This window comes from Tolypothrix sp. VBCCA 56010 (assembly GCF_050875635.1).
In the GTDB taxonomy this organism is placed as follows: Bacteria; Cyanobacteriota; Cyanobacteriia; order Cyanobacteriales; family Nostocaceae; genus Hassallia.
Genome location: NZ_JBPAOH010000056.1, coordinates 18,575 through 41,392, shown reverse-complemented (window position 1 = coordinate 41,392; position 22,818 = coordinate 18,575). Strand labels below are relative to the sequence as shown.

20 protein-coding genes, 2 tRNA genes and 1 pseudogene are annotated in these 22,818 nt (G+C 41.3%); 19 read left to right on the top strand and 4 right to left on the bottom strand.

Features of this window, described 5'->3' with window-relative positions:
• The first annotated feature begins 446 nt into the window (after positions 1-446).
• From AABK37_RS19680 to AABK37_RS19670, 3 genes are all read left to right on the top strand, one after another.
• Positions 447-566 (top strand): hypothetical protein, encoded by a 120-nt coding sequence (locus AABK37_RS19680; RefSeq protein WP_432553231.1) that lies wholly within the window; start codon positions 447-449, stop codon positions 564-566.
• A gap of 44 nt (positions 567-610) precedes the next feature.
• Entirely contained in the window at positions 611-817 is a 207-nt protein-coding gene (locus AABK37_RS19675) for an acyl-CoA thioesterase (protein ID WP_432553227.1), read from the top strand.
• Positions 818-1,513: 696 nt separating this feature from the next.
• Positions 1,514-1,747: a hypothetical protein gene (locus AABK37_RS19670; protein ID WP_432553226.1), complete on the top strand. Its 234-nt coding sequence runs from the start codon at positions 1,514-1,516 to the stop codon at positions 1,745-1,747.
• Positions 1,748-1,784: 37 nt separating this feature from the next.
• Here the strand turns inward: AABK37_RS19670 and AABK37_RS19665 are convergent.
• The 4 genes and pseudogenes from AABK37_RS19665 to AABK37_RS19650 all read right to left on the bottom strand — a co-directional run bounded on the left by AABK37_RS19665 (position 1,785) and on the right by AABK37_RS19650 (position 3,950).
• Positions 1,785-2,526, bottom strand: a pseudogene (locus AABK37_RS19665) (IS1 family transposase).
• A gap of 7 nt (positions 2,527-2,533) precedes the next feature.
• On the bottom strand, positions 2,534-3,415 hold the full coding sequence (locus tag AABK37_RS19660) for a TrmH family RNA methyltransferase (RefSeq protein WP_432553225.1): 882 nt from the start codon (positions 3,413-3,415) through the stop codon (positions 2,534-2,536).
• Between the two features lie 103 nt (positions 3,416-3,518).
• A tRNA-Leu gene (locus tag AABK37_RS19655) sits at positions 3,519-3,600 on the bottom strand.
• A 50-nt stretch (positions 3,601-3,650) separates the two neighbouring features.
• The gene (locus AABK37_RS19650; protein ID WP_432553224.1) at positions 3,651-3,950 is read right to left on the bottom strand and encodes a hypothetical protein; all 300 of its coding nucleotides are present in this window, start codon (positions 3,948-3,950) and stop codon (positions 3,651-3,653) included.
• A 195-nt stretch (positions 3,951-4,145) separates the two neighbouring features.
• Here AABK37_RS19650 and murA point away from each other — a divergent pair, with 195 nt between their 5' ends.
• The 16 genes from murA to AABK37_RS19570 all read left to right on the top strand — a co-directional run bounded on the left by murA (position 4,146) and on the right by AABK37_RS19570 (position 22,796).
• The gene (gene murA / locus AABK37_RS19645; protein ID WP_163519423.1) at positions 4,146-5,522 is read left to right on the top strand and encodes a UDP-N-acetylglucosamine 1-carboxyvinyltransferase; all 1,377 of its coding nucleotides are present in this window, start codon (positions 4,146-4,148) and stop codon (positions 5,520-5,522) included.
• Between the two features lie 178 nt (positions 5,523-5,700).
• Positions 5,701-6,576 (top strand): M48 family metallopeptidase, encoded by an 876-nt coding sequence (locus AABK37_RS19640; RefSeq protein ID WP_432553223.1) that lies wholly within the window; start codon positions 5,701-5,703, stop codon positions 6,574-6,576.
• Positions 6,555-6,638, top strand: a tRNA-Leu gene (locus tag AABK37_RS19635). The genes AABK37_RS19640 and AABK37_RS19635 overlap by 22 nt, the downstream gene beginning before the upstream one ends.
• A gap of 140 nt (positions 6,639-6,778) precedes the next feature.
• On the top strand, positions 6,779-7,957 hold the full coding sequence (locus AABK37_RS19630) for a tyrosine-type recombinase/integrase (protein ID WP_432553222.1): 1,179 nt from the start codon (positions 6,779-6,781) through the stop codon (positions 7,955-7,957).
• 731 nt (positions 7,958-8,688) lie between these two features.
• Positions 8,689-8,895 carry a hypothetical protein gene (locus tag AABK37_RS19625; protein WP_432553221.1) on the top strand — a complete coding sequence of 69 codons (207 nt, stop codon included), beginning with the start codon at positions 8,689-8,691 and terminating at the stop codon, positions 8,893-8,895.
• 486 nt (positions 8,896-9,381) lie between these two features.
• A complete protein-coding gene (locus tag AABK37_RS19620; protein ID WP_432553230.1) occupies positions 9,382-10,191 on the top strand; it encodes a WecB/TagA/CpsF family glycosyltransferase in 810 nt (269 codons plus the stop codon).
• Positions 10,192-10,678: 487 nt separating this feature from the next.
• Positions 10,679-12,196: a lipopolysaccharide biosynthesis protein gene (locus AABK37_RS19615; protein ID WP_432553220.1), complete on the top strand. Its 1,518-nt coding sequence runs from the start codon at positions 10,679-10,681 to the stop codon at positions 12,194-12,196.
• Positions 12,197-12,357: 161 nt separating this feature from the next.
• On the top strand, positions 12,358-13,641 hold the full coding sequence (locus AABK37_RS19610; protein WP_432553219.1) for a polysaccharide pyruvyl transferase family protein: 1,284 nt from the start codon (positions 12,358-12,360) through the stop codon (positions 13,639-13,641).
• Positions 13,642-13,710: 69 nt separating this feature from the next.
• A complete protein-coding gene (locus tag AABK37_RS19605; RefSeq protein ID WP_432553218.1) occupies positions 13,711-14,643 on the top strand; it encodes a glycosyltransferase in 933 nt (310 codons plus the stop codon).
• An 85-nt stretch (positions 14,644-14,728) separates the two neighbouring features.
• Positions 14,729-15,781: a glycosyltransferase family 2 protein gene (locus AABK37_RS19600; protein WP_432553217.1), complete on the top strand. Its 1,053-nt coding sequence runs from the start codon at positions 14,729-14,731 to the stop codon at positions 15,779-15,781.
• Between the two features lie 146 nt (positions 15,782-15,927).
• Positions 15,928-17,073, top strand: a complete 1,146-nt coding sequence (locus AABK37_RS19595; protein WP_432553216.1) for a glycosyltransferase family 4 protein — start codon at positions 15,928-15,930, stop codon at positions 17,071-17,073.
• Positions 17,074-17,123: 50 nt separating this feature from the next.
• Entirely contained in the window at positions 17,124-18,197 is a 1,074-nt protein-coding gene (locus AABK37_RS19590) for a glycosyltransferase (protein ID WP_432553215.1), read from the top strand.
• 154 nt (positions 18,198-18,351) lie between these two features.
• On the top strand, positions 18,352-19,269 hold the full coding sequence (locus AABK37_RS19585) for an FkbM family methyltransferase (RefSeq protein WP_432553214.1): 918 nt from the start codon (positions 18,352-18,354) through the stop codon (positions 19,267-19,269).
• Between the two features lie 9 nt (positions 19,270-19,278).
• Positions 19,279-20,481, top strand: a complete 1,203-nt coding sequence (locus AABK37_RS19580; protein WP_432553213.1) for a glycosyltransferase — start codon at positions 19,279-19,281, stop codon at positions 20,479-20,481.
• Positions 20,474-21,607 (top strand): glycosyltransferase family 4 protein, encoded by a 1,134-nt coding sequence (locus AABK37_RS19575; RefSeq protein ID WP_432553212.1) that lies wholly within the window; start codon positions 20,474-20,476, stop codon positions 21,605-21,607. Before AABK37_RS19580 ends, AABK37_RS19575 begins: the two co-directional genes overlap by 8 nt.
• A gap of 13 nt (positions 21,608-21,620) precedes the next feature.
• Positions 21,621-22,796: a glycosyltransferase gene (locus AABK37_RS19570; protein ID WP_432553211.1), complete on the top strand. Its 1,176-nt coding sequence runs from the start codon at positions 21,621-21,623 to the stop codon at positions 22,794-22,796.
• The last annotated feature ends 22 nt before the right edge of the window (positions 22,797-22,818 follow it).

Here is a 22,818-nt window from a genome sequence, read left to right as displayed (position 1 = left end):
TAATGTCGTTTTTTCTAAAAACTTGGACATATAGTCGCCACAAACGGTTAAATGTCCAACTATGGTGAAGATTGTCTAATTATTTTGATTCAGTTGCAAACCCCTCCAAATTTTGCTAAACCTGTACTCAACTCAAGTTAACTTCATCCTTGAAAGTACGAAGCTTTAAAATGCTCACTTCCAAAGACTAATTAACAGCGATTTAAATACATGTAGAAATGTAGCAGGGGCTAACGCGTCGCCTTGCCAAAACAAAAACTTACAAAAAGAAAATTTTTCTTTTTAACCTAATTTTTATCTTCTCATAATTGAGCGTTTACATTAGAAAATTTAATTAAATTGAAAACATTCTTAACGCACTAAGATAACTCTTTACTAGTCGGCGCGATCGAGTGCTCGATCGCGCCGACTACATAGAGCAGTGCATCACTGAGGAATCACAACCAATGGAAAAATTCAAGACTTTATTGCGGGTTCGGCACTACGAAATGGATGCTCTCGGACACGTTAACAACGCCGTTTACCAAAACTATTTAGGGCAGCGATTGAACACTCAGAACACTTAGGCTTAACTTTAGAGGTATACCGAGAATTGGCGGGCGTATTTGTCATGGGTTGCGTAGAGATTGAGTATCTGCGCCCAGCAGTAGCAGGTGATACCTTAGAAATCACCACTTGGTTACACCAAATGCGGGGTAGCCGTGCGATTCGGCGCTACGAAATCCGCACTCCATACCAAGACGAATTATTAGTTACGGCACGAGGCGCTGTGGGTATGGGTAGAAGCCAAAACAATGCGCCCGCGACCGATTCCTAGTGGCTTATTAGTATAAATGTACACCAAATAACTTTTTAGATGGCAATACTTTGGGCAATTTTTGAGGGAAGAAGGTAAATGTATGGTTGAGAACCAGATAAATTGCGGATAGATATCTTTTCTTCGATTTCTTGCAGTAGTCGAGAATGAGACAACAGTAATATCACTTAACTTCATTAACAAAGTTGAAAATTGCCTATTTTCTAGATGAGAAAATTATCTAGATTTTATATTGATTTGTATATTTTTCATAAGTTAAATTAACTTTATTTTATATACGTTCATAAGTGGACAAGTGAAAATAAACGCGGACTGAATGTAATGAGCGGCTCTATCCGCTTTAAACTCTTGCAATTGAGCGGTAAACCGCTCACTACTAACTAAAGCTACATTTTATGTTTAATTACGCCCACTTACTTCCCGTAGGCAATTGAAGTGCGCGGGGCTGATTTATAACTTATAACGGATATCAGATATTCGCGTTGCCCCCAATTTGCAGCACAAGTAAACGAGTTACGCTCAAACTAGTTTACTTGTGCCTTGTGTGCGGGGTCGCGAAGTGCAAACCTTGTTTTACTTCACATTAGCTGATTTTGCCATCAAGCCTTTTAATGTGTAAATTTGATACAGAATAAATTAGTTTTGGTACAGATAACCATAATTATAAACTGCAATCACGATTATCAAATCAAAATTATGGAGCAAAATCAGCAACAACGCCGCGCTGCCGCTAAAGAGTTTCTTCAATCCCTCGATGAGTTGGAGGATATATTACAAGAGAGTCCGACTGAAGAGGAAGAAACTTTAAAAACCGATACTGCTAAAACCAGTGATGCTGAACTATTTGAAATAAAAGCAGAAATTGATTTAGAGGCTTTGGAAGATGCCGTTGCTGATATCGAACAATATCTGGAAAATAAAATAAAATAAAAGTTACGAGTTGGCGTTGCTCCCGTTGCGGGATGAACTAGGCTACTAAGGGTACAAATCCATGATGGAGGTAGTGCAGTAACAATCGAATTGATAGTTTAAGCATTTCTTCGGATGCGCGAATAGCAAAGAGTTTTTCGCTCTCAGGCGTGCCAAGTAATGCAAAGCCGGAGACGCTCCGCCTTTGGTCTTAATCTGGTGTTTTCTCACATCACGAGTGTCATGTATGTTTTTTTGATTATCTGGTCACAATCATCAATAAAACATAGATAAACTGGATATCCATCAGTCACATAAAAATAACATTTCCAACATTTAATAATTTTCCATAGCTTTGCTTCTTGTTTTAGCGCTACGGTCACCTAAAGTCCAAGCTAAAATACCTGGAAGACCGTTATTTACTGCTGTCCATACCCATATCTTGTTTTTTTTTAACAAACGTCTCCAGCTCATCCACTTGAAAAGACCTCAGGAATTTGTGAATGTTCAGGCGCATCTGGTAATTTGGAAGCAACTTTTTTCACCCAGTTTATTACCGTATTATGATTGACTCCAGTTAGGCGCGAGGGCGGCACGAAAACCTATGGCATTTACATACATGGTTAGACATTGTTGTTTAATTTCGTCGTTGTATCCACGCGAGTGAATATGATTCTAGAAATTGGCGTTCGCGAAGCGTGCGCTCTGCGCGATCGCATGATATACAAATGTAGTGAGCGTTTACCACGGCGATGCCCGTTCTTCCGGACATGGGTAGATGCACACTGAGGACAGTTCATCCCTTAATTATGCAACGCCTACGAGTTTATAATTCTTAACTCCTAACTCCTCACTTTGCTCCTCCCCTACAGACGTTCCAGACCGAACGTCTCTACCGCTGCTTTGCTTTTTGTAACTCCTAATCTGCCGTTGAGCTTCATACAACATTAAAGCTGCGGCGATCGCCACATTCAAAGATTCCACCCCTGGACTCAGGGGTATTTTCACTTCTATATCTGCCATTGCCGCTAAAGAAGCCGACAAACCCGCACCTTCATTACCCAATAAAATCAAACTTGGTTTTTGCCAATCTACTTGCCAATAAGTTAAAGTCGCACTTGGCATAGTTGCCACAATCTGCATTCCTGCTTGCTTGGCAAGACTGACTGTATCTTTTAAAGAAGCACTTACCGCCATTGGCAAGCGAAACCACTGACCGGCACTGGCGCGTAACACTTTGGGGTTATCTAAATCTACACTATCTGCACTCAGCCACAGCCCCGATGCGCCAGCCGCTGCCGCAGTCCGAATCATCGTCCCCAAATTGCCCGGATCTTGTATAGTTTCCAAAGCTAGCAGCAACCCAGCGAACGGAACTTGCATTGCCGAGCTTCGTTTGGCGGTAGCGATAACACCATCCGGTTGTACTGTCGTAGCGATCGCACTCAATACTTCTTCACTGACAATTTCAAAGCGATCGCACCGACTACTAGCTTGCTCCCAAAGTGCAGAATGAGCCGCTTGCCATTGTAGCGTACAACACACAACTTCCAGCGGATAATTCACCGCACAAGCTTCTTCCAGCAAATGCGTACCTTCCAGTAAAAACAACTCCTGCTTGTGACGCTCCTTCCTTGAGTGTAATTTGCGGATTTGCTTTACTAAAGAATTCTGTAAACTAGTTAACATTAAAAATTATGAGTTATAAGTTAGCAATTCAAAGAAAACAAATTTAACTTTGCGCCTCCTGTACAGACCGGACCGAGCGCGTCTCCACAACTCCTAACTGATATGCGGAACCCGGGACTTGAACCCGGAAGCCTTGCGGCACTAGAACCTGAATCTAGCGCGTCTGCCAATTCCGCCAGTTCCGCTGGCATTATTTAATCACCGTTTTTTATTGTCGCTTATTTTCTAACTTTTGTCAACGCCCTGAGGGTAAAATCAGGAATTGGTAATTGGGCATGGGGCATTGGGGATAGGTTTGGCTGTGCGTTCGGTCAAAAGATAGCCTTTGCACCTGCCGTCCGAAGGGCATAGGTTTGGCTGTGCGTTGCGATCGCTTCTTGCGGACCGACGGGTTCCACAGGCTACAGCACAACCGCGTCGGGTTAAGAGCGCTATCTGCATCTGCCGTCATGGGGCATTGGGCATTTATCCCCCTTGTCTTCCTTGTCCTCCTTGTCCCCCTCTCCCCCCTTCCCCCACTCCCCCACTCCCGCAATACGTTGGCATTACTAGGAGCGCACTTATTTTACAAATGCTTAAAAGGCTTACTCCAAATTGCTTTGGCTCGCCAATTCCACTTAAATTAATGCCAGACCTAGCGCAAAAATGTAGACAAATCGAATCTTTACTGTAGAATCGAAACCAACTTCAAATCTTTAAAATTACTGAATTTCTTTAGGAGAGCAGGCTTATTAATACCAATACCAGCTTACCGGATGCCAAATTACCTGAAGCAGACTCCTCAGTCTTGCAAATCTGGGGTGGGCATCGTTTGCGAGGTCATGTGAAAATTAGTGGGGCAAAAAATTCAGCATTGGTAATCATGGCTGGAGCCTTACTATGTTCGGGAGATTGCCGCATCCGCAACGTTCCATTATTGGCTGATGTCAAGCGGATGGGTCAAGTTTTGTCAGCTTTGGGTCTTCGTTTAGAGCAACACGATGATATTTTAGATATCAACGCTAGCGAAATTACAACGTCCAAAGCTCCTTACGAACTAGTTACCCAGTTGCGGGCGAGTTTTTTTGCCATTGGTGCAATTTTGGCACGACTGGGAGTAGCACAGATGCCATTACCCGGTGGTTGTGCGATTGGGGCAAGACCGGTTGATTTGCATGTCCGGGGACTGCAAGCGATGGGAGCCGAAGTGCAGATAGAACATGGCATTTGTAATGCTTACGTTCCAGGTAGCAATGGTAGGCTCAAAGGAGCCAAAATTTACCTGGACAGCCCCAGCGTTGGTGCAACGGAAACCTTGATGATGGCGGCTACTCTGGCAGATGGGGAAACGACCCTGGAAAATGCTGCACGCGAACCAGAAGTAGTCGATTTGGCGAATTTCTGTAACGCGATGGGAGCAAAAATTCAAGGTGCCGGCACTAGTACGATTACCATCGTCGGTGTTCCCAAATTGCATTCTGTTGACTACTCGATTATTCCCGATCGCATTGAAACAGGTACATTTTTAGTTGCTGGAGCGATCGCGCGATCGGAAATTACCCTCTCACCAGTAGTCCCCGAGCATTTAATCCCAGTACTTGCTAAACTACGAGATATTGGCGTGCCCATAATTCAAGAAGCGCCCGATTGCTTACGCATAATGCCTGCTCAAACTCTGAGAGCAACGGATATTGAAACCTTGCCCCATCCTGGCTTTCCCACGGATATGCAAGCACCATTTATGGCTTTGCTGACCGTAGCAGAAGGCGATAGCATAATCAACGAATCTGTGTTTGAAAATCGCTTGCGTCACGCTTCCGAGTTAAATCGCCTAGGGGCAGACATTCGCGTTAAAGGTAACGCAGCCTTCGTTCGGGGAGTACCGATGTTGTCTGGCGCACCTGTATTAGGTACAGACTTGCGGGCATCAGCAGCCTTAGTCTTGGCAGGACTGGCAGCTGAAGGCAAAACTACAATTCAAGGATTGCGCCATTTAGATCGCGGATACGATCGCCTTGATATCAAGTTGCAGCAATTAGGAGCAAAAATCCTCCGCGTCAGCGAAACACCGACAGATGCAGAATTACCTGCAAAAGCCAGTAATCCTCAAGCGTCGATTTCAACGTAGTGGTTTATGTCATTAGTTTTGAAAATTCGTAGTGAGCGATTTATCGCTCAATTTTAAGCGCAAAGAGCGCTCATTACGAGTAATAGGTAGGGCATCTGCCCTGCCTAATTGTCGTTATACTAACGGTGGGAGGCTGTATATATCCCACCGTTTTTTACTTTCAAGTTCTTCGATTGCTATGTCCTTTTTTAAGACTCAGCTCATTGGTATCAAAGCAGATTCTTTTCGTCATCCTTTAGACTTGGAAGCAACTCTTGCTCTCAAGCAGATACCCGGATTAGACATGCTGGTGCGGAATTTGCTCGGACCATTGGCAGAGCAAGTTTTTTATGTAGAAAATATTGCCTCCAGCGTTTTGGTAGGCGAACAACAATTGCCCGATCTACACAAGCTCTTGTTAGAAGCTTGTAAAATACTGGATATGGAGCCTCCTCAACTTTACATCCGCCAACATCCGGCTCCCAACGCTTATACTTTTGCCATGCGGGGGAAACAGCCTTTTATTGTCGTACACACTTCGCTGATCGATCTACTTACCCCTCTTGAAATTCAGGCAGTGATTGCCCATGAGTTAGGACATCTTAAGTGCGATCACAGCGTTTACCTGACTCCGGTAAATTTATTGGTATTAGCAGCCGCAAGTCTACCAAATATAGGAGCAGTGCTAGCACAAAGCATACAAGCACAACTTTTAGAATGGGTACGCTGTGCTGAGTTTACATGCGATCGCGCCGCATTATTAGCCACCCAAGATCCCAAAGTTGTCATGTCAGTCTTGATGAAGCTTGCCGGTGGTTCGCCAACATTAGCACCCCAACTCAACCTTGATGCCTTTGTCGCCCAAGCCCGCGCTTACGATGATATCAGCAAGACCGAATTGGGTGAAATGGTCAAAGTCGCTCGCACCGCTCAATTATCGCATCCAGTGCCAGTACTGCGGGCGCGAGAAATTGATCGCTGGGCAAGCAGCAAAGAATATCAAAAGTTGTTGCATTCGTCAGAAAAAGAGTATAATAGTGAAGTTGCACCCAAGGGCGGGTGGCGAAACTGGTAGACGCATCACACTCAAAATGTGACGATCGTGAGATCATAGGAGTTCGATTCTCCTCCTGCCCACTGTAAAAATATAGATAAATATAGGGTTTCAGCCAACCTATCTGGAACCCTATATTTTTAGTTCTGTTTTTTATTGACTATTTGACGATGACTTAACTATGATCTTTGTACTCGCCACAGTTCATAGTCAAGGCAAAGTAATGAACCCACAACAAAAAGGATTTGAAGGTTCTGTAGGTATCGAAACTTTCCAAGGTAGGTTACGGTTGCGGTTGCCACGTCAACTTTACGGTGGTAAACAGAAATACTTGACACTAAGTTTAGATGATAGTCCGGAAAATCAGCAGCTAGCTAAGAATAAAGTAAAGCAAATCGAGGCTGATATTGCTGGTGATTTGTTTGACCTCACACTGGTTAAGTACAGGTCACAAACTCATATAAGGTTAGTCCAGCTACAAGAAGAAACACACAAAGCACTAACATTGCTTGAACTGTGGGATAAATATACTGAGTACCGCAAACCACAAATAGCCCCTACTACCTTTCTACATAGCTATCAAAAACGGTATTTAAACGCAATACAAGAACTGCCAACTCAAGATTTAAGCAACGCTGTTGACATTCGTGACTATCTACTAAAAACAAAAACTCCAAGCACTGCCAAACAGTTACTAATTCAATTTAATGCCTGTTGCGAATGGGGTGTTAAAGTCTCACTTGTCACTGATAACCCTTTTAAGGGAATGGTTGAAAAAATCAAGATAGTCAAAGATGAAACAGAAATAATTGATCCATTTAGTCATGCTGAACGTGACGCTATAATCTCTGCTTTCCTCGATCATCCGAGACATTGCTACTACGCACCTTACATAAAGTTCTTGTTTATGACTGGTTGCAGAACCTCAGAAGCCATCGGGTTGCAATGGAAACACATTAATCATGACTGTACGCAAATTACATTCTCTGAGGCAATGTCAAAAGGTATTCGTAAAGATACTAAAACTCACAAAAGTCGGAAATTTCCTTGCAATGCCAAATTACAGTATCTACTGCTAGACATTCGTCCTAAAAACTATAAGTCTGATGAGTTAGTATTTCCTAATCGTAAGGGTCAACCTATTAATGCTGCTACCTTTCTACATAATGTGTGGAGTGGTGAGGAAAGTAAGGGAAAGGTAGGTATTGTAACTGGGCTAGTCAAAGAAGGCAAAATAGAACGTTACCGTCCTCAGTACAACACCCGTCATACATTTGTGAGTATGGCGTTAGAAGCTGGTGTAAGTGTTGTACAAGTAGCCAAATGGGTTGGAAATTCACCAGAGATAATTATGAAGCACTACGCAGGGACAATCAAACACGTACAAGTTCCCGAATTTTAACAAGATAAAGTTTTAGATAAGCTACTTAGATGCTTTTTGCCATCAATAACGAACTGTTATTCGTGTGAGCATAATATATTGTGCTTCGTGGGATGTATATCACCCACAGCAGAAGCACTATCTCAAGCAAAAATTAGGTTATAGGAAAAAGATATAGCTGTTACAAGGGTTAAATTAGCCTGTAATATTGCCTATCGAGAGTTTTCACCCTTTTTTTCCTTCATCTGGATATTAAATAAATTTATAAGTATTTTTTGCGATTTATATATTTAATTCCGGATCGCGGTGGAAAAATCATGAATATATAAGAGAAGTTAGCAAGCGCTTATTTATCGCTATCAATTATTGGATGGATTCTCTCGTCTAGTTTTAATTGAAGCAATAAAATAGCCCGGATAGTTTCTGTTACGCAGTGTATAGGAGAAAGAAACTTGAAACGCCAACGTGGTTGTCATTGCCAATGATAAATGTAAATGAGGGTTTACTTTTTTGAATGACGATGCAGCATGGATAACCGCTTATCAAACTGCACAAAATTAACTTAATTGCAGCCGTTTTTCATCATGATGTTTGTTCACCTCTACGATATTGATTTGACGATGGGATAATTACGATATAAAATGTATATAGTGAATATTAACTGCAAGGTAAATAAATTATCAGCGACTTCGCAATAATAAAAGTTTGGTTATCTTACTCCACTGATTTTTACTTAAGAGAGGTTAATAATTATGCGATTAAAGAGATGGGAATCTCCCCGTTGCGAAGGCAGAAACGATAAAGGTAGAGGTGGTTCTGCAAGACAGCGACAACTTAAAAAACAACGACAGATGTTGCGAAAAAGGCTGAAAGAAGCCGACAACGTAGACAATCGCAAAAACAATAAACAGGGGGAAGAAAAGTTAATCTTCCCCCTATTTTTTGGGACTTTTCTCTAAAGTTAGAAGATTGGTGTTATTTAAGCTACGTAACAGCAGATTGTTTGTTAATTCATCAAAATATTAAATATAAATTCTAATTAACATTTGCAATCCTCAAGTATTAAGGTTTGCCTGTTCGACTGTCTAAGATTTCGCACTGATGCCTGAATTTTTGTGTGAAGTAAATATTTGTTTTTCTAATTTTAAAGCGATTGTAATGCTTACGTAAACAAATTAAAAAGGAAATGTAAAGTTAAGATAAATTTTGCAGAAAAATTACTAATTTTGCTTTTTTATAGAGTAAATTACTATACAGGCGAAGAAGAAATAATAATTACCAGGGAAGCCAAGAATTTACAGTAAAAGCTATTGCATCTCCATGTGTTAACTTCAACCATGCTTCAACCCTTGAAAAAAGTCAGTCATTTATGAAATCTGACATTTTCAATATTTGGAATGGTTAGTCGTTGTTCTGAATTTTCATTTGACACAAGGAGTGACTTAATGGTGGGAATTTTTCTACCTAAACAAAGAGTGCTTGATTTTCCGATTACAGCTTTACGTTTTGAAGACCAGATACAGACTATACTTAGGTGGGCGATCGCTCGCGAAAGTAAGACAGTTTGCGTAGCCAACGTACATATGCTGATGGAGGCGCATTGGAATCCAGAGTTTGCTAGTGTTTTAAACAATGCAGATATAATCACTCCTGATGGGATGCCTTTGGTTTGGATGATGAGGCTTTTGGGAGTGCGTTACCAAGACCGCGTAGCGGGGATGGATATTTTCTTAGCTTTGTGTAAGCTAGCGCAAACACAAAACGTCAGTGTTTTCTTTGCGGGTTCTCAACCAGATATTCTTTCTTTGATGCAAAAAAGGTTAGAGCAGGAATTTCCTAAGTTGAAAATTGCAGGGATGGAACCTTTGCCCTTTCGTCCTTTGACTGAAACTGAAGACAAAGCTTTGATTAAGATGATCAACAACAGTGGTGCTGGTTTAGTGTTCGTATCTCTGGGTTGTCCAAAACAAGAAAAATGGATGGCTCAACATCAAGATAAAATCAAGGCGGTAATGATTGGCGTCGGTGGAGTTTTCCCTGTTTATGCAGGAATCCATAAACGCGCACCCCGCTTGGTGCGAGACTTAGGTTTTGAATGGCTGTATCGCTGGCTTCAAGAACCTCGGCGTCTCTGGAATCGTTATACACAGACGATTCCAGCTTTTATGTGGTTGGCTTTAAAGCAACTTTTAATGTCGAGTTCTTTTAGTACTCCATTTCGTATCCGCGAACGCTATTTGGGATGGAGAGATTAGTAATTGTGGAGAGTTGAAGTAAGCGCGATCGCTCCTTACTTATACGAAGAGCCAAGATGTGTCTGCTCAACTTCTATCAGGGTACATCATATACCTTTTGCAAGCATTTATAGAGAAGGCTGCTTTGACAAAATACGAAAGAATTTTTGGTACAAACAGTAGAATTGGAACTAGTGAACAGAAATACAAGACCTGTTTTAAGGAGCGATCGCTCTTTTTAAATCCCGATGTCTCATGTTATCTGCCTAAAAATAGCAAAGCGTGAAAATTATGAAATTTGCTGAAAAAATACCCGGATGTGCTACGTGTTTCTTTGGATAAGTAGGCAGTTAAGCGAGCGAAAACCCCTTAATTTTTCAGGTGCTAGTAGACAGGCTTCAATAACCCAACTTATCTACCTACTTTGATTTGTTTGTGTATTTTTGTTTGGGAAATGCTCATAGTTTAGTGAATTTATAGTGTCCTATTGGGTCTTACGCAGAAGTTCATGAAAAATCTTTTTTCTGGTGGAAAAAATGATAAATATTTCCGCACCGATCATCTGAAGGATGACCTCAAGAGGCGCTCTGTTCGTGGTGGTGCAGTCACAATGGTTGCCCAAGTTTTCAAGTTCAGCTTGAACTTAACCTCTGGCGTGGTATTGGCTCGATTGCTGACACCGCAAGATTACGGCTTATTCGGTATGGTGACTGCGGTTACTGGGTTCGTCAGCCTCTTTAAAGACTTAGGTTTGTCGATGGCAACAGTTCAAAAGGAGGAAATTACTCACGAGCAAGTTAGTATCCTATTTTGGGTCAATGTGGCAGTCAGTGTCATAACTGCGTTAATAACTGTGGCGATCGCACCGGCAATCGCCTGGTTTTATCAGGAACCGCGATTAATTTGGATTACCCTTGCTCTATCAATTGGAATTATCATTGGTGGGTTAGGCGTTCAACATAGTGCCTTGCTCAATCGCCAGATGCAGTACAAAGCGCTGATGTTCAATGATATTCTCTCCATGTTCAGTGGCATTTTATCTGGAATTGTTGCCGCTTGGTATGGAGCAGAGTACTGGGCATTGGTGATTGTGCCCTTGATATCAGGAGTTGTTAGCACTACAGGATTTTGGATTGCCTGTAGTTGGCGTCCAGGGTTGCCTACGCGGCGATCAGGTGTACGCTCCATGCTGAAATTTGGTGGTAACTTGACTGGGGCTAATATAATTAATTACCTTGCCCGTAATGTTGATAACGTACTGATTGGGAAAGTTTGGGGCGCTGAACAGTTAGGTTTGTATAGTAAAGCTTACCAATTACTGCTGCTACCACTACAACAAATTAATGCACCCATCTCCACCGTCGCTGTACCTACTTTAAGCAGATTAGTAGAGTCTCCAAAGCGTTATCGAGATGCCTATATTCAGGTTCTGCAAGTATTATCGCTTCTGACACTGCCACTGGTGGTTTTTATGATATCCACTTCAGATTGGATAGTGTGGTTACTTTTGGGATCTCAATGGAGCGAAGCCAGCAACATATTTGCTTTACTGGGCATCATAGCTCTGACTCAACCTGTGTCACAGTCTACTAGCTGGATTTTTCTTACTCAAAATCGTACCAATCATTTATTCCAAGTGGGGGCAATAAATGGAGGTTTAGCAATAGCTGCAATTGTTGCAGGTTTACCGTGGGGTGCTAAAGGTGTAGCATTGTCCTATTCAGTCAGTGGTTTATTAATTCGTACACCATTACTATTTTGGTTTGTTGGACGAGCAGGAGCGGTACGTTCCGGTGATATATACCGCACAATAGCACCTTTCATAGTTGCTGCTATAACTGCGTTGTTGGCAGTATTTGGATTTCGTAAATGGGTGGAAATTTCAAATCCGTTGCTGGGTTTAGCTATAGCTTTCGCAATCAATGCAGGCATTACATTACTCATTATTGTTGCACTACCTTCTGGAAGGCAATCTCTCAAGAATGTCCGGGAATTAGTTAATATTTTCAATAAAAAAGGTAAGTAATGCCATGATTGATAAAATTATTAATCAGTAACGTCAGCTTTTTCGCAACTTATAAAAGTTAGGACAAGCAGCTTTAGAGGTTGGAGCTTTACCAAATAAACAATGTTTATGTCTTGAGCGATCAAAACTTAAGTCCATGTCTATATTAGTAGTCAAGTATTATGAAAATTTTAGTTGAACAGAGCGGCTATAACCTAACTAATGTTGGGGATTTAGCCATGCTTCAAGTTGCAGTAGAAAGGTTAAAAAGTTTCTGGCCCAATGCCTCGATTACAATCTTCACAAAAGCACCAGAAAAGCTTTATGAATACTGTCCAGATACCCTACCTTTGTTACCATCTGGTCGTCAACTATGGATAGGACCTCCCTTACACTTTGTTCACAATCTTATACCAAGTTCTAAAAGTACTCAATTTTGGAGACATTTAGAATACGAAATTAGGAGAAAATACCCATATTTATTGCGGAAACTCATAGATTTTAAATTGAAAAGAAAGCCAGAGCAACATAAACAGTTTGATAAATTTATGGAGGTAGTTTTTAATGCCGATCTAGTAGTCGCTACGGGTGGAGGATATATTACTGATACATTTAAAGTTTGTACAATTGCGGCTTTAGAGACTTTAGAGTTAGCAAATCATCTTGGCAAGCCGACAGTTATGCTTGGTCAAGGTCTTGGACCAATTAATAGTCCAGACCTTATTAATATGGCAAAAGATGTTCTTCCATCAGTAGATTTAATTTCTCTAAGAGAGAAACGAGCTGGAGTTCCACTGCTTAAGTCGCTTGGTGTTTCTCAGGAACGAGTTATTACAACAGGTGATGATGCTATCGAATTAGCTTACAGATATCGCAATACAGCTCTTGGTGATGGAATTGGCGTAAATCTTAGGATTGCTGAGTATTCAGGTGTAAACTCTTCTCTGCTCGAAACAGTTCGATTAGCCTTACACGATGCAGCTAAAAAATGGGATGCTCCATTGATACCTGCACCAATTGACCATTCATCTTCCGAGGGTTTCATAGAATCTGACAGTGTAACTATCCAAAAGCTTTTAAAAGGTTATGACGACAATTCCGATGGTGGACAAAACCTAAATACACCGCTCAAAGTCATTAAGCAGATAGGTTGCTGTCGGGTAGTTGTTACTGGTAGTTATCATGCAGGTGTTTTTGCCCTTTCTCAAGGTATACCAGTCATTGCTTTGGCTAAGTCTGAGTACTACGTAGATAAGTTTTACGGACTAGCAGATCAGTTTGGTGTGGGTTGCGAAGTTCTTTTGTTGAATGATCCGGAATTAGAAAAAAAGTTAGTAGAGAGTATCACTCACGCCTGGGAATCAGCCGAGCAGTTAAAACCGCAGTTATTGGAAGCTGCTAAACGACAAATTGAACTGGCACACACTGCATACAAAAGAGTGTTTGACCTGGTTAATTCTCGATAAATTCTCCATATCGTAGACAAAGATTAGCTTAATCTCAATAGATTTTTATAATAAGGCTTGCTTTTTGCTATGGAACTAGCTGTCAGCGTCATCATCTGTACTCATAATCCCAAGAGTGATTATTTTGATAAAGTTTTAGCGGCACTTAGATCCCAGACTTTGCTGTTTGAACAATGGGAACTGTTGCTAATTGATAATGCAAGCGAGCAATTACTCTCCTCAGTTATTGACCTGAGCTGGCATCCTAAAGCCCGCCATCTTCGAGAAGAAGAACTAGGTCTTACACCTGCTCGGTTGCGTGGGATTCGGGAAGCTAAAGCTGAAACACTGGTTTTCGTTGATGATGATAACGTTTTGGAATCAGACTATCTTGAAGTCGCTTTGCAAATCAGTAAAGACTACCCAATGATTGCTGTTTGGGGTGGACAAACTATACCTGAATTTGAAGTAATACCTCCAGATTGGACAAAACGTTACTGGGGATATTTAGCTGTACGAGAGTTTGAGCAGGAGAGATGGTCAAATTTGATACACCAACATGAGACAACTCCTTACGGTGCTGGATTGTGCGTGCGAAAAATAGTAGCAGAGAAGTATGCCTATCTAGTCAAACACGATCCAATGCGGTTGGGTTTAGGTCGAAAGGGTTCTGATAATAAGGCTCGTATATTATTTGCCTGCGAGGACACAGATATAGCATTTACCTCCTGTGATATGGGTTTCGGCACAGGAATTTTTACAGCTTTACGGCTAAAACACCTTATTCCAGCAAGTCGTATTACTGAGGAATATTTAGAAAGAATAGTTGAAGGAACTACGTACTCTCTCACAATTTTAGAGTCCTTTCGAGGTAAAATCCCGAATTCACAGGAACCATTGTGGAAAATAAAATTATCTGAATATTACCGACTTTGGAAGATGCATCCTAAGGAGCGTCGTCTTTTTAAAGCTCAGATAAGGGGCAAAGCTTTAGCCGTTCAAAAAATATTAAATCCTCAATAAAAAGCATTCGATTGGATGATTGTAATTTGTTGAGTGTTTGTAGGTAAATACAAGTGTTTCTAGTTATACAATTATGATTTATAGTATGGCTACTAGTCTTCAATCTGAAAAGCTTCCATTGGTGAGCATACTCATCAATAACTATAATTATGCTCGCTTTTTGAAAGAAGCAATCGACAGCGCTCTCAACCAAACATATCCAAATATTGAAGTCATTGTGGTGGATGATGGCTCAAAGGATAATTCAAAAGAAATCATTACCAGTTACGGAGATAAAATCATTGCAGTATTAAAGGAGAACGGCGGACAAGCTTCTGCATTTAACGCAGGGTTTGAAGCTAGCAAGGGTGAAATTATATGTTTTCTGGATGCTGATGATACATTTTACGCTCATAAGGTAAGCAAAATAATAGATTTATTTGCTCAGGTCACTGCAAAAACTGCGGATGTAACTATCTTTAATTATCTCAAAGCTGTGGATGAGAATGGTTCACCTCTTGAAATTGATATAAATAGTAGGGGTGAATTACCAGACCTCAACAAACGCAGGGCTAAAAGCAAGCCTAAAGATGGAGAGTTATATAAAATTAGTACTTCCACAGAAGTCTATGACCATGCACGTAAGTATAGATATATTCCCTATCTTGGTTCACCTACGAGCGGTCTTGCCATGACTCGCTCCCTTGCAGAGCGAATATTTCCTTTGCCATGCGAAGGAGTGAGAACATCAGCAGATGATTTTCTCGTCAAAGCAGCAGCATTACTAGGAGACGTTTATTCAACAGAATATGTACTTTCTCAGTACCGAGTTCACAGCAACAACAATTGGTATGGACAAAAAAATATTAAATCAGCAGAATTCTGCAATGCATTAGATCAGTTTTTAAATTATAAGCTAAAGATTGATGGAAGAAAAGCTGTTTTGTCTTATTTTGATTCAATGCATTCTCATCGTTATTATACAGCACAGTCTGGAGATTATAATTGTAATAATAAACTAGTTAAATTAGCAATAACAGTAATTAAATGGCATATGGACTTAAGAACAATTAACTTTTTTGTGAAAACAATCTTGACAATCCTTTCTGTAAAATTAAAAATTAATAATGCTTCAGCGCAAACCAAAAGCTTTAGTTAAAATGATAAATTCGCTATTCGTTACTTTTATAGAGTGAATAGTATTTAGTCAAATAATTGATAAAAAATGCCTCAAAATTTTGATTTTTATTCTATGTATTTTTTTTAGATATTTTTCCGATGAAATTAAGTTAGGTAAAATAAACGATGAAGCTGGCTTACGTAACAAACTACAGTCCATTAGAGATAAAGAATTGGTCTGGTCTTTCTTATTACATTGCTCAAACACTTAACCACCAATCCATTCCTCTTGAGTATATTGGACCCCTGAAGGATAAGTTTTTTTTGAAAGCTGTGCGTAAAGGCAAGCGTCATTACAATGAATTTTTTCATGGGAAGACATATCTCAAAGACCCAGAACCTATAATTTTGAAGGAGTATGCAAAGCAGGTCTCTCAGAAGTTATCTGAGGTAAAAACGGATGTCGTGTTTAGCATAACACCCAATCCCATTGCTTATCTGGAATGCAATCAGCCAACGGTATTTTGGGCAGATTCTACCTTTGCGGCTCTAGTAGATTTCTACCCCCACTACAGTAATCTCTGTAGAGAAACAATTGAGCACGGGCACTTAACGGAGAATCTCGTCTTGCAGAAATGCAAATTAGCTATCTACGCATCTGAATGGGCGGCTCGCTCGGCTGTTGAGGATTACAACGCCGATCCATCCAAAGTCAAAGTTGTACCTTTTGGCGCAAACCTTGAGAACTACCAGAGCGTTGATGAAGTCAAAGATTTAATTGAGTCTAGACCATCAAACAAGTGTAACTTGCTGTTTCTCGGTGTTGATTGGTTTCGTAAAGGGGGGGATATTGCCTTTGAAGTGACTAAAGCTTTGAATCAGTCAGGCTTGAATACAGAATTAACAGTTGTTGGCTGCCAACCGATTATTGATGAACCACTTCCAAGTTACGTCAAACCTCTCGGTTTCATCAGTAAATCCACTGTAGAAGGCAAACAGAAGATATCTCAATTGCTGGCTGAATCGCACTTCTTAATTTTACCTTCAAGAGCAGAGTGCTTCGGGGTGGTTTTTTGCGAAGCTAGCTCCTTTGGAGTTCCATCCCTCGCTACCAAAGCAGGTGGTATTCCCACAGCAGTAACAGACGATGTTAATGGCAAGTTATTTGCTCTAGATGCCAATATCAGCGAATACTGCAAATACATTTCAGACTTATTTGTTAACTACTCAGAATACAAAAAGCTAGCTCTTTCCAGTTTTCATGAATATCAATCACGTCTTAATTGGGCGGTAGCGGGACAAACCGTGAAGAACTTACTGAGGAACCTGTAGGTTGTTGAGTACGTGTTTTTACTAGTTTGCAAGATGGAGAAGATGTAAGCATGGAGGTTAAGCTCCTAGTTAGTATCATAATCAACAACTACAACTATGAGCGCTTCTTAGCAGAAGCGATTGATAGCGCTCTGGCTCAAAGTTATCCCCATATCGAAGTCATTGTCGTTGATGACTGCTCGACTGACAACTCCCGCGATGTTATCGCCAAGTACGGTGATAAAATTATTCCCATACTTCATCAAGAAAATGGCAAACAAGCCGCAGCCTTTAACAGTGGATTTGCTATCAGTCAAGGCGAGATTGTCATTTTTCTAGATTCCGACGACTACCTTTTACCTTATGCTGTTGAACATATTGTCGCAGTGTGGAAACCGGAACTTGCTAAAGTGCATTACCGACTAGCGGTAGTGGATGGCGCAAAACAACCTCTTGGTTATTCCTACCCTCAAGGTAGCAAACCGCTAGCAAGTGGCGAAGTGTGGCGGACATTGCTAGAAGTTGGTCGTTATATCGGTGTACCGACTAGTGGTAACGCCATTAACCGTAAAGCGCTGATGCAAGTTTTTCCTATTTCCGAGCAATACAAGTTGACAGCTGATGACTATCTATCAACCCTGATTCCTTTTTATGGGGAAGTCGTCGCTATCGAAGAACCGCTGGGAGCTTACCGAATTCATAATAGCAATCAATGGGCTTTGGCAACGGTAACGGGCGCTCGCTTCCAAAGATTTATAAGACACGATCTGGAAAAATATGCCCTGTTAGAACTCAAGGCAAAGGAATTAGGTTATGAACTGCCTAAAGACCTGAAACTTCGCTCTTGGGGGCGTTGGTGGGTTCTTTTGGCTTCTTTCCGGTTAGACCCTCAAAATCACCCTATTCCTTCAGATCGTTTGCTCCCCTTGGTCTACATGGGTATTATTTCACTCTGGAAATATTCAGATTTTAACTGGCAGAAGCGACTAATTTTTAGCGTTTGGTTTATTTGGGTTGGATTCTTGCCTCTGCCCTTGGCAAAAATGGCAATTACCTGGTTGTTTGTCCCACATAAGCGCCCTAAACTATGGAGTGGGCATAAGAAGCAGGTAATTGCACACTCTGCAAAGGAAAAGCTAGTATGACCGATTCATGCTTGCACTTACTTTCTATCAGTCCCACCTCGTTATGTAGTTGGTGTGACGAAAGGAAAGCTCAATACGAATGCGATACAATTGTGAGCGCTGAAACAAAAAAGAATTCAAATTTCTAATTCAAATCTCTATAAGAGGTATATTTATGTATTTCGAGCGGCTGAAACGATTCCTTGCTCGCCCAGATGTCAAACAAAATCCAGCGAAAGCACTTCTGAAGCGTTTATGGTGGCGACTAAGATGGACTCTAACTGATAAACCCTATGTCATTCAGTTTACAAAAAACTTAAAAATTGGCGTACCTAAAACTGGATCTGCCTCTCTTATTTACTATCAAGGATACTCGGAATTAGAAACAGCGGATTTTATTCACCACTTTCTTCGTCCGGGGATGGTAGTAGTGGATGTTGGAGCGCACATTGGTGAGTATACACTACTAGCTGCCGAGAAAGTGGGAACTACGGGTGAAGTACATGCCTTTGAACCACAATCTCATTTATTTCCTATCCTCAGTAACAACGTACAGATGAATCAATTGAGCAATGTTACCCTCAATTGTGCTGCGGTTAGTAATGCCATTGGTGAAATAGAATTTGAAGTTTTTGATGAACCATCTGTCTCATCAATTCGCAAACAAACACAACTGAGTCAAGATGCAAAGCTGGTGAAAGTTGCTTGCACATCTCTTGACACCTATTGGTCAAATCAGCAGCGTCAGATAGACCTAATTAAAGTTGATGTTGAAGGTGCCGAAAAAATGGTATTTCAAGGCGCAGAAAAAATCCTCAATCAACCTTCTACCAAAGCATCCACTTGGCTATTTGAGTATTCTCCCAAGGGCTATGCTAGCTTTGGTTATCGACCTAGCGATTTGTTAGAACTACTCAAACGCCACGATTACAAAGTTTGGCAATACTGTGGCAATGGAAAAATTACAGATTTTGATCCAGCAGCTTCTTCCATAACAGGAATTATCAATTTGATTGCCGCCAAAGATAAAACTTACTTGTTATCTCTGCTGCAAGGTGAAAATATCTCCATTTCTGAATATGCCCAAACTTAGGTATCTCCTATGAAGATTTCACCCATCCGAGTACTTTTTGTCAGTCATACTTATGTTGTTGGTGTCAATCAAGGTAAACTTGACGCGATCGCCGCAACTGATCAAGCAGAAGTCGGTTTGCTAGTTCCCAAACAATGGAAAGCTGTACAGTGGAACAAAAAATTTGCAGTTGAGAAGCCATATCCGCGTATTCGCCTTTATCCATCTCCAGTATTGTTTTCCGGACGAGTCGGTGCTTATATCTATTCGCCCTTAGCAGTCTTAAAAGCAATCATCGATTTCCGCCCTGACATTATCCAAGTTGAGCAAGAAGTCTTTTCCCTTTCAGCTTTGGAAATTACCATTTTCGCTCGGCTACTCAACAAAAGTGTGGTTTTCTTCGGTTGGGAGAACATGGATCGACGACTATCACCGCTGCGCCGATGGATACGTCAGTTCGTTCTCAAAACAGCAAAATATATCATTGCTGGCAATTGTGAAGGCGGGGAATTGGTCAAACAATGGGGTTATCAAGGACCTGTGGAAGTGATGCCCCAAATGGGAGTTGATACTGAGCTGTTTACACCTCGACCACCAGAGCAAAAGAATTCTGAGTTTTGCATTGGCTTTGTGGGACGTTTGTCTTATCAAAAAGGTATTGATGTATTAATAGCTGCGGCTCACCTGCTGCGCGAGCAAGGTTACAACTTCCGCGTTATTCTCTGCGGTTCTGGTAATGATGAATTAATCTTCAGACAAGAAGCGCAAAAATATGGTGTAGATGAACTCATCACCTGGCAAGGTGGAGTCCGACACGATGAAGTTCCCCAAGAAATTAAAAAATTTGATGTCTTGGTTTTGCCTTCACGCACCGTTACCACCTGGAAAGAGCAATTTGGTCATGTCTTAATTGAGGCAATGGCAACGGGAATACCGGTAGTTGGCTCTGACTGTGGAGAAATTCCCAACGTTATTGGTCGTTCGGATCTAGTATTTACCGAAGGAAATGCTCAAGAACTAGCAGCAATTTTGGCACGTCTGATTTCCGATCCAGCTTGGTGGTCAGAAGTTGCAAATTACAGCCTTAACAGAGTTTATCAGCACTACAGTCATAAACGAATTGCTGAACGATTAATTGAACTGTGGAGCAATATCCTCACACAGCAGGGTGGCTCAGTAGCATCGGCTATACCAGCATCCAATTCTCACAGCATGGAGATACAAAGTGAGTAAAGCTATGCGTATAGCAATTGTCCGGAGAGCTTTACAAGCTTCTTTAAGCATGGATGTTTATGCCGATGGTTTGGTCAGCGGTCTTAAAACTGTTCGACCAGACTGGGAAATTCTGGAATTAGCTCCGATAGCGGCACAAAAGCAAAAAAGAAGTTCTTTGTTAAACGGTTTGGGGAAATATTATCAACGCTACTGGCACTACCCGCAAACTGTTAAAAAGCAGGAAGTAGACATTTTTCATGTTATTGACCACAGTGATGGTCATCTTGTCTACTGGCTAAAAAACACTGGCAAGCCCATCATAGTAACGTGCCACGATTTAATTAATTTTCTCCAGCCGGAGAATGTTTCTTCCCAAGCAATTATTCCCAGTGTCAGCATGGCAGCTTGGAAGTATGCTGTTAGGGGGATACGTCAAGCTAATCGTATTATTACCGTCTCGGCTCACACTGCTAAAGATGCTGTAAAACTTCTTGATGTTAAACGAGAAGATTTAATTGTTGTCCCTAATGCCGTTGAATCAATATTTTATCCACTTTCAGAAACACAAATAGAAGTTTTTCGCCGGCAACATCACATTTCACCTGAGACAATCTGCTTACTCAATGTTGGCTCCAATCAGCCTCGTAAAAATGTCTTTACTATCTTAAAAGCGCTTGGGATTCTCAAAGAGCAAAAATTACCTTTTCATTTTTGGAAAGCGGGTGCTGACTTTACTGTTGAGCAAAAACAATTTATTCAAACTCATAATTTGGAGGATTTTGTCAGTTATTTGGGCAAACCGGATAAATCGATTTTGGTTCAGCTTTACAACGCTGCTGATGTCCTGATTGCCCCATCTGTTTATGAAGGATTTGGCATGACGATTTTGGAAGCGATGGCTTGTGGAACAGCCGTGATTACTTCTAATGTGACATCGTTACCGGAAGTTGCGGGTGATGCGGCTATTTTGGTCAATCCTACTGATGTTTTAGCGATCGCCAAGGCTGTACGACATCTTTATGAAGACTCTTCTTATCGTCAATCATTAGTTGAACAAGGTTTAGCAAGGGTGAAACTGTTTTCTTGGGAACAGACAGCAGAAAAAGTCGCTCAAGTCTATGAAAAAGTTATCGGGGACACATAAGGAGATATTTTAAATGCGCGTATTAAGTATACATAATCGCTATCAGATTCGCGGTGGAGAAGATGAATCTAGCGAATCAGAACAAAGACTATTGCGGGAAATGGGACATAACGTTGATGTGTATGAAGAGAACAACGATCGCGTTGCATCGATAAATCCTGCACAGATAGCGTTAAAAACAATCTGGTCAAATGAAGCACACGCAACCGTCAAGCAACGACTGCAAAGTTCAAGCTACGATCTCGTCCACATCCAAAATTTTTTCCCTTTAATTTCTCCCTCTGTGTACTACGCAGCCAAGGAACAGAAAGTGCCTGTAGTCCAAAGTTTGCGAAATTACCGTCTTCTGTGTCCCAATGCTCTGTTTTTTCGTGATGGGACAGTGTGTGAAGACTGTTTGGGCAAGTTCATTCCCTATCCTGGAGTGCAGCATGGCTGCTATCGCGAGAGCAAAATTGCCACGTCCGGTGTAGCGACAATGCTCACCGTACATCGGGCGATGAACACTTGGACCGAGATGGTAGACCTATATATTACCTTGACTGAGTTTGCACGGCAGAAAATGATTCAAGGTGGTTTGCCAGCCAAAAAGATAGTCGTTAAGCCGAATTTTGTTCATCCCGATCCTGGAGTCGGAGAAGGACGAGGTGACTATGCCCTTTTTGTAGGTAGACTGTCTGTGGAAAAGGGGCTGGATACGCTGTTGGCAGCCTGGGAACATTTGAAAGAACCGATACCACTGAAGATTATCGGCGATGGTCCGTTATCTGAGCAAGTGATAGCAGCAGCAAAACGACTTCCACAAGTTGAATGGCTGGGACGCAAATCTATGTCAGAAGTTCATGCGCTGATGGGAGAAGCCATGTTTTTAATTTTCCCTTCCAAATGGTATGAAACCTTTGGTCGCGTAGCTGTTGAAGCGTTTGCTAAAGGAACTCCTGTGATTGCTGCGAATATTGGTGCGATCGCAGAGTTAGTAGATTCTGGTCGAACAGGTCTGCATTTTTCCCCTGGCGATCCCCACAGTTTAGCTGCTCGGGTGGAATGGGCTTTAACACACCCAACAGAAATGGCTCAAATGCGCCTTGAAGTGCGGGCGGAGTTTGAAGCTAAGTACACCGCTCAAAATAACTACCAACAATTGATGGAGATTTACAGCAAAGTTCGTACTTACAGCAATTCAAATTAATGTGTGAAAATATCCAATTCAA

Bases quoted from the DNA above. Each gene is read 5' to 3' on its own strand.
- AABK37_RS19680 (WP_432553231.1), top strand. From the start codon at position 447: ATGGAAAAATTCAAGACTTTATTGCGGGTTCGGCACTACGAAATGGAT.
- AABK37_RS19675 (WP_432553227.1), top strand. From the start codon at position 611: ATGGGTTGCGTAGAGATTGAGTATCTGCGCCCAGCAGTAGCAGGTGAT.
- AABK37_RS19670 (WP_432553226.1), top strand. From the start codon at position 1,514: ATGGAGCAAAATCAGCAACAACGCCGCGCTGCCGCTAAAGAGTTTCTT.
- AABK37_RS19660 (WP_432553225.1), bottom strand. From the start codon at position 3,415: ATGTTAACTAGTTTACAGAATTCTTTAGTAAAGCAAATCCGCAAATTA.
- AABK37_RS19640 (WP_432553223.1), top strand. From the start codon at position 5,701: ATGTCCTTTTTTAAGACTCAGCTCATTGGTATCAAAGCAGATTCTTTT.
- AABK37_RS19630 (WP_432553222.1), top strand. From the start codon at position 6,779: ATGAACCCACAACAAAAAGGATTTGAAGGTTCTGTAGGTATCGAAACT.
- AABK37_RS19625 (WP_432553221.1), top strand. From the start codon at position 8,689: ATGCGATTAAAGAGATGGGAATCTCCCCGTTGCGAAGGCAGAAACGAT.
- AABK37_RS19620 (WP_432553230.1), top strand. From the start codon at position 9,382: ATGGTGGGAATTTTTCTACCTAAACAAAGAGTGCTTGATTTTCCGATT.
- AABK37_RS19615 (WP_432553220.1), top strand. From the start codon at position 10,679: ATGAAAAATCTTTTTTCTGGTGGAAAAAATGATAAATATTTCCGCACC.
- AABK37_RS19610 (WP_432553219.1), top strand. From the start codon at position 12,358: ATGAAAATTTTAGTTGAACAGAGCGGCTATAACCTAACTAATGTTGGG.
- AABK37_RS19605 (WP_432553218.1), top strand. From the start codon at position 13,711: ATGGAACTAGCTGTCAGCGTCATCATCTGTACTCATAATCCCAAGAGT.
- AABK37_RS19600 (WP_432553217.1), top strand. From the start codon at position 14,729: ATGGCTACTAGTCTTCAATCTGAAAAGCTTCCATTGGTGAGCATACTC.
- AABK37_RS19595 (WP_432553216.1), top strand. From the start codon at position 15,928: ATGAAGCTGGCTTACGTAACAAACTACAGTCCATTAGAGATAAAGAAT.
- AABK37_RS19590 (WP_432553215.1), top strand. From the start codon at position 17,124: ATGGAGGTTAAGCTCCTAGTTAGTATCATAATCAACAACTACAACTAT.
- AABK37_RS19585 (WP_432553214.1), top strand. From the start codon at position 18,352: ATGTATTTCGAGCGGCTGAAACGATTCCTTGCTCGCCCAGATGTCAAA.
- AABK37_RS19580 (WP_432553213.1), top strand. From the start codon at position 19,279: ATGAAGATTTCACCCATCCGAGTACTTTTTGTCAGTCATACTTATGTT.
- AABK37_RS19570 (WP_432553211.1), top strand. From the start codon at position 21,621: ATGCGCGTATTAAGTATACATAATCGCTATCAGATTCGCGGTGGAGAA.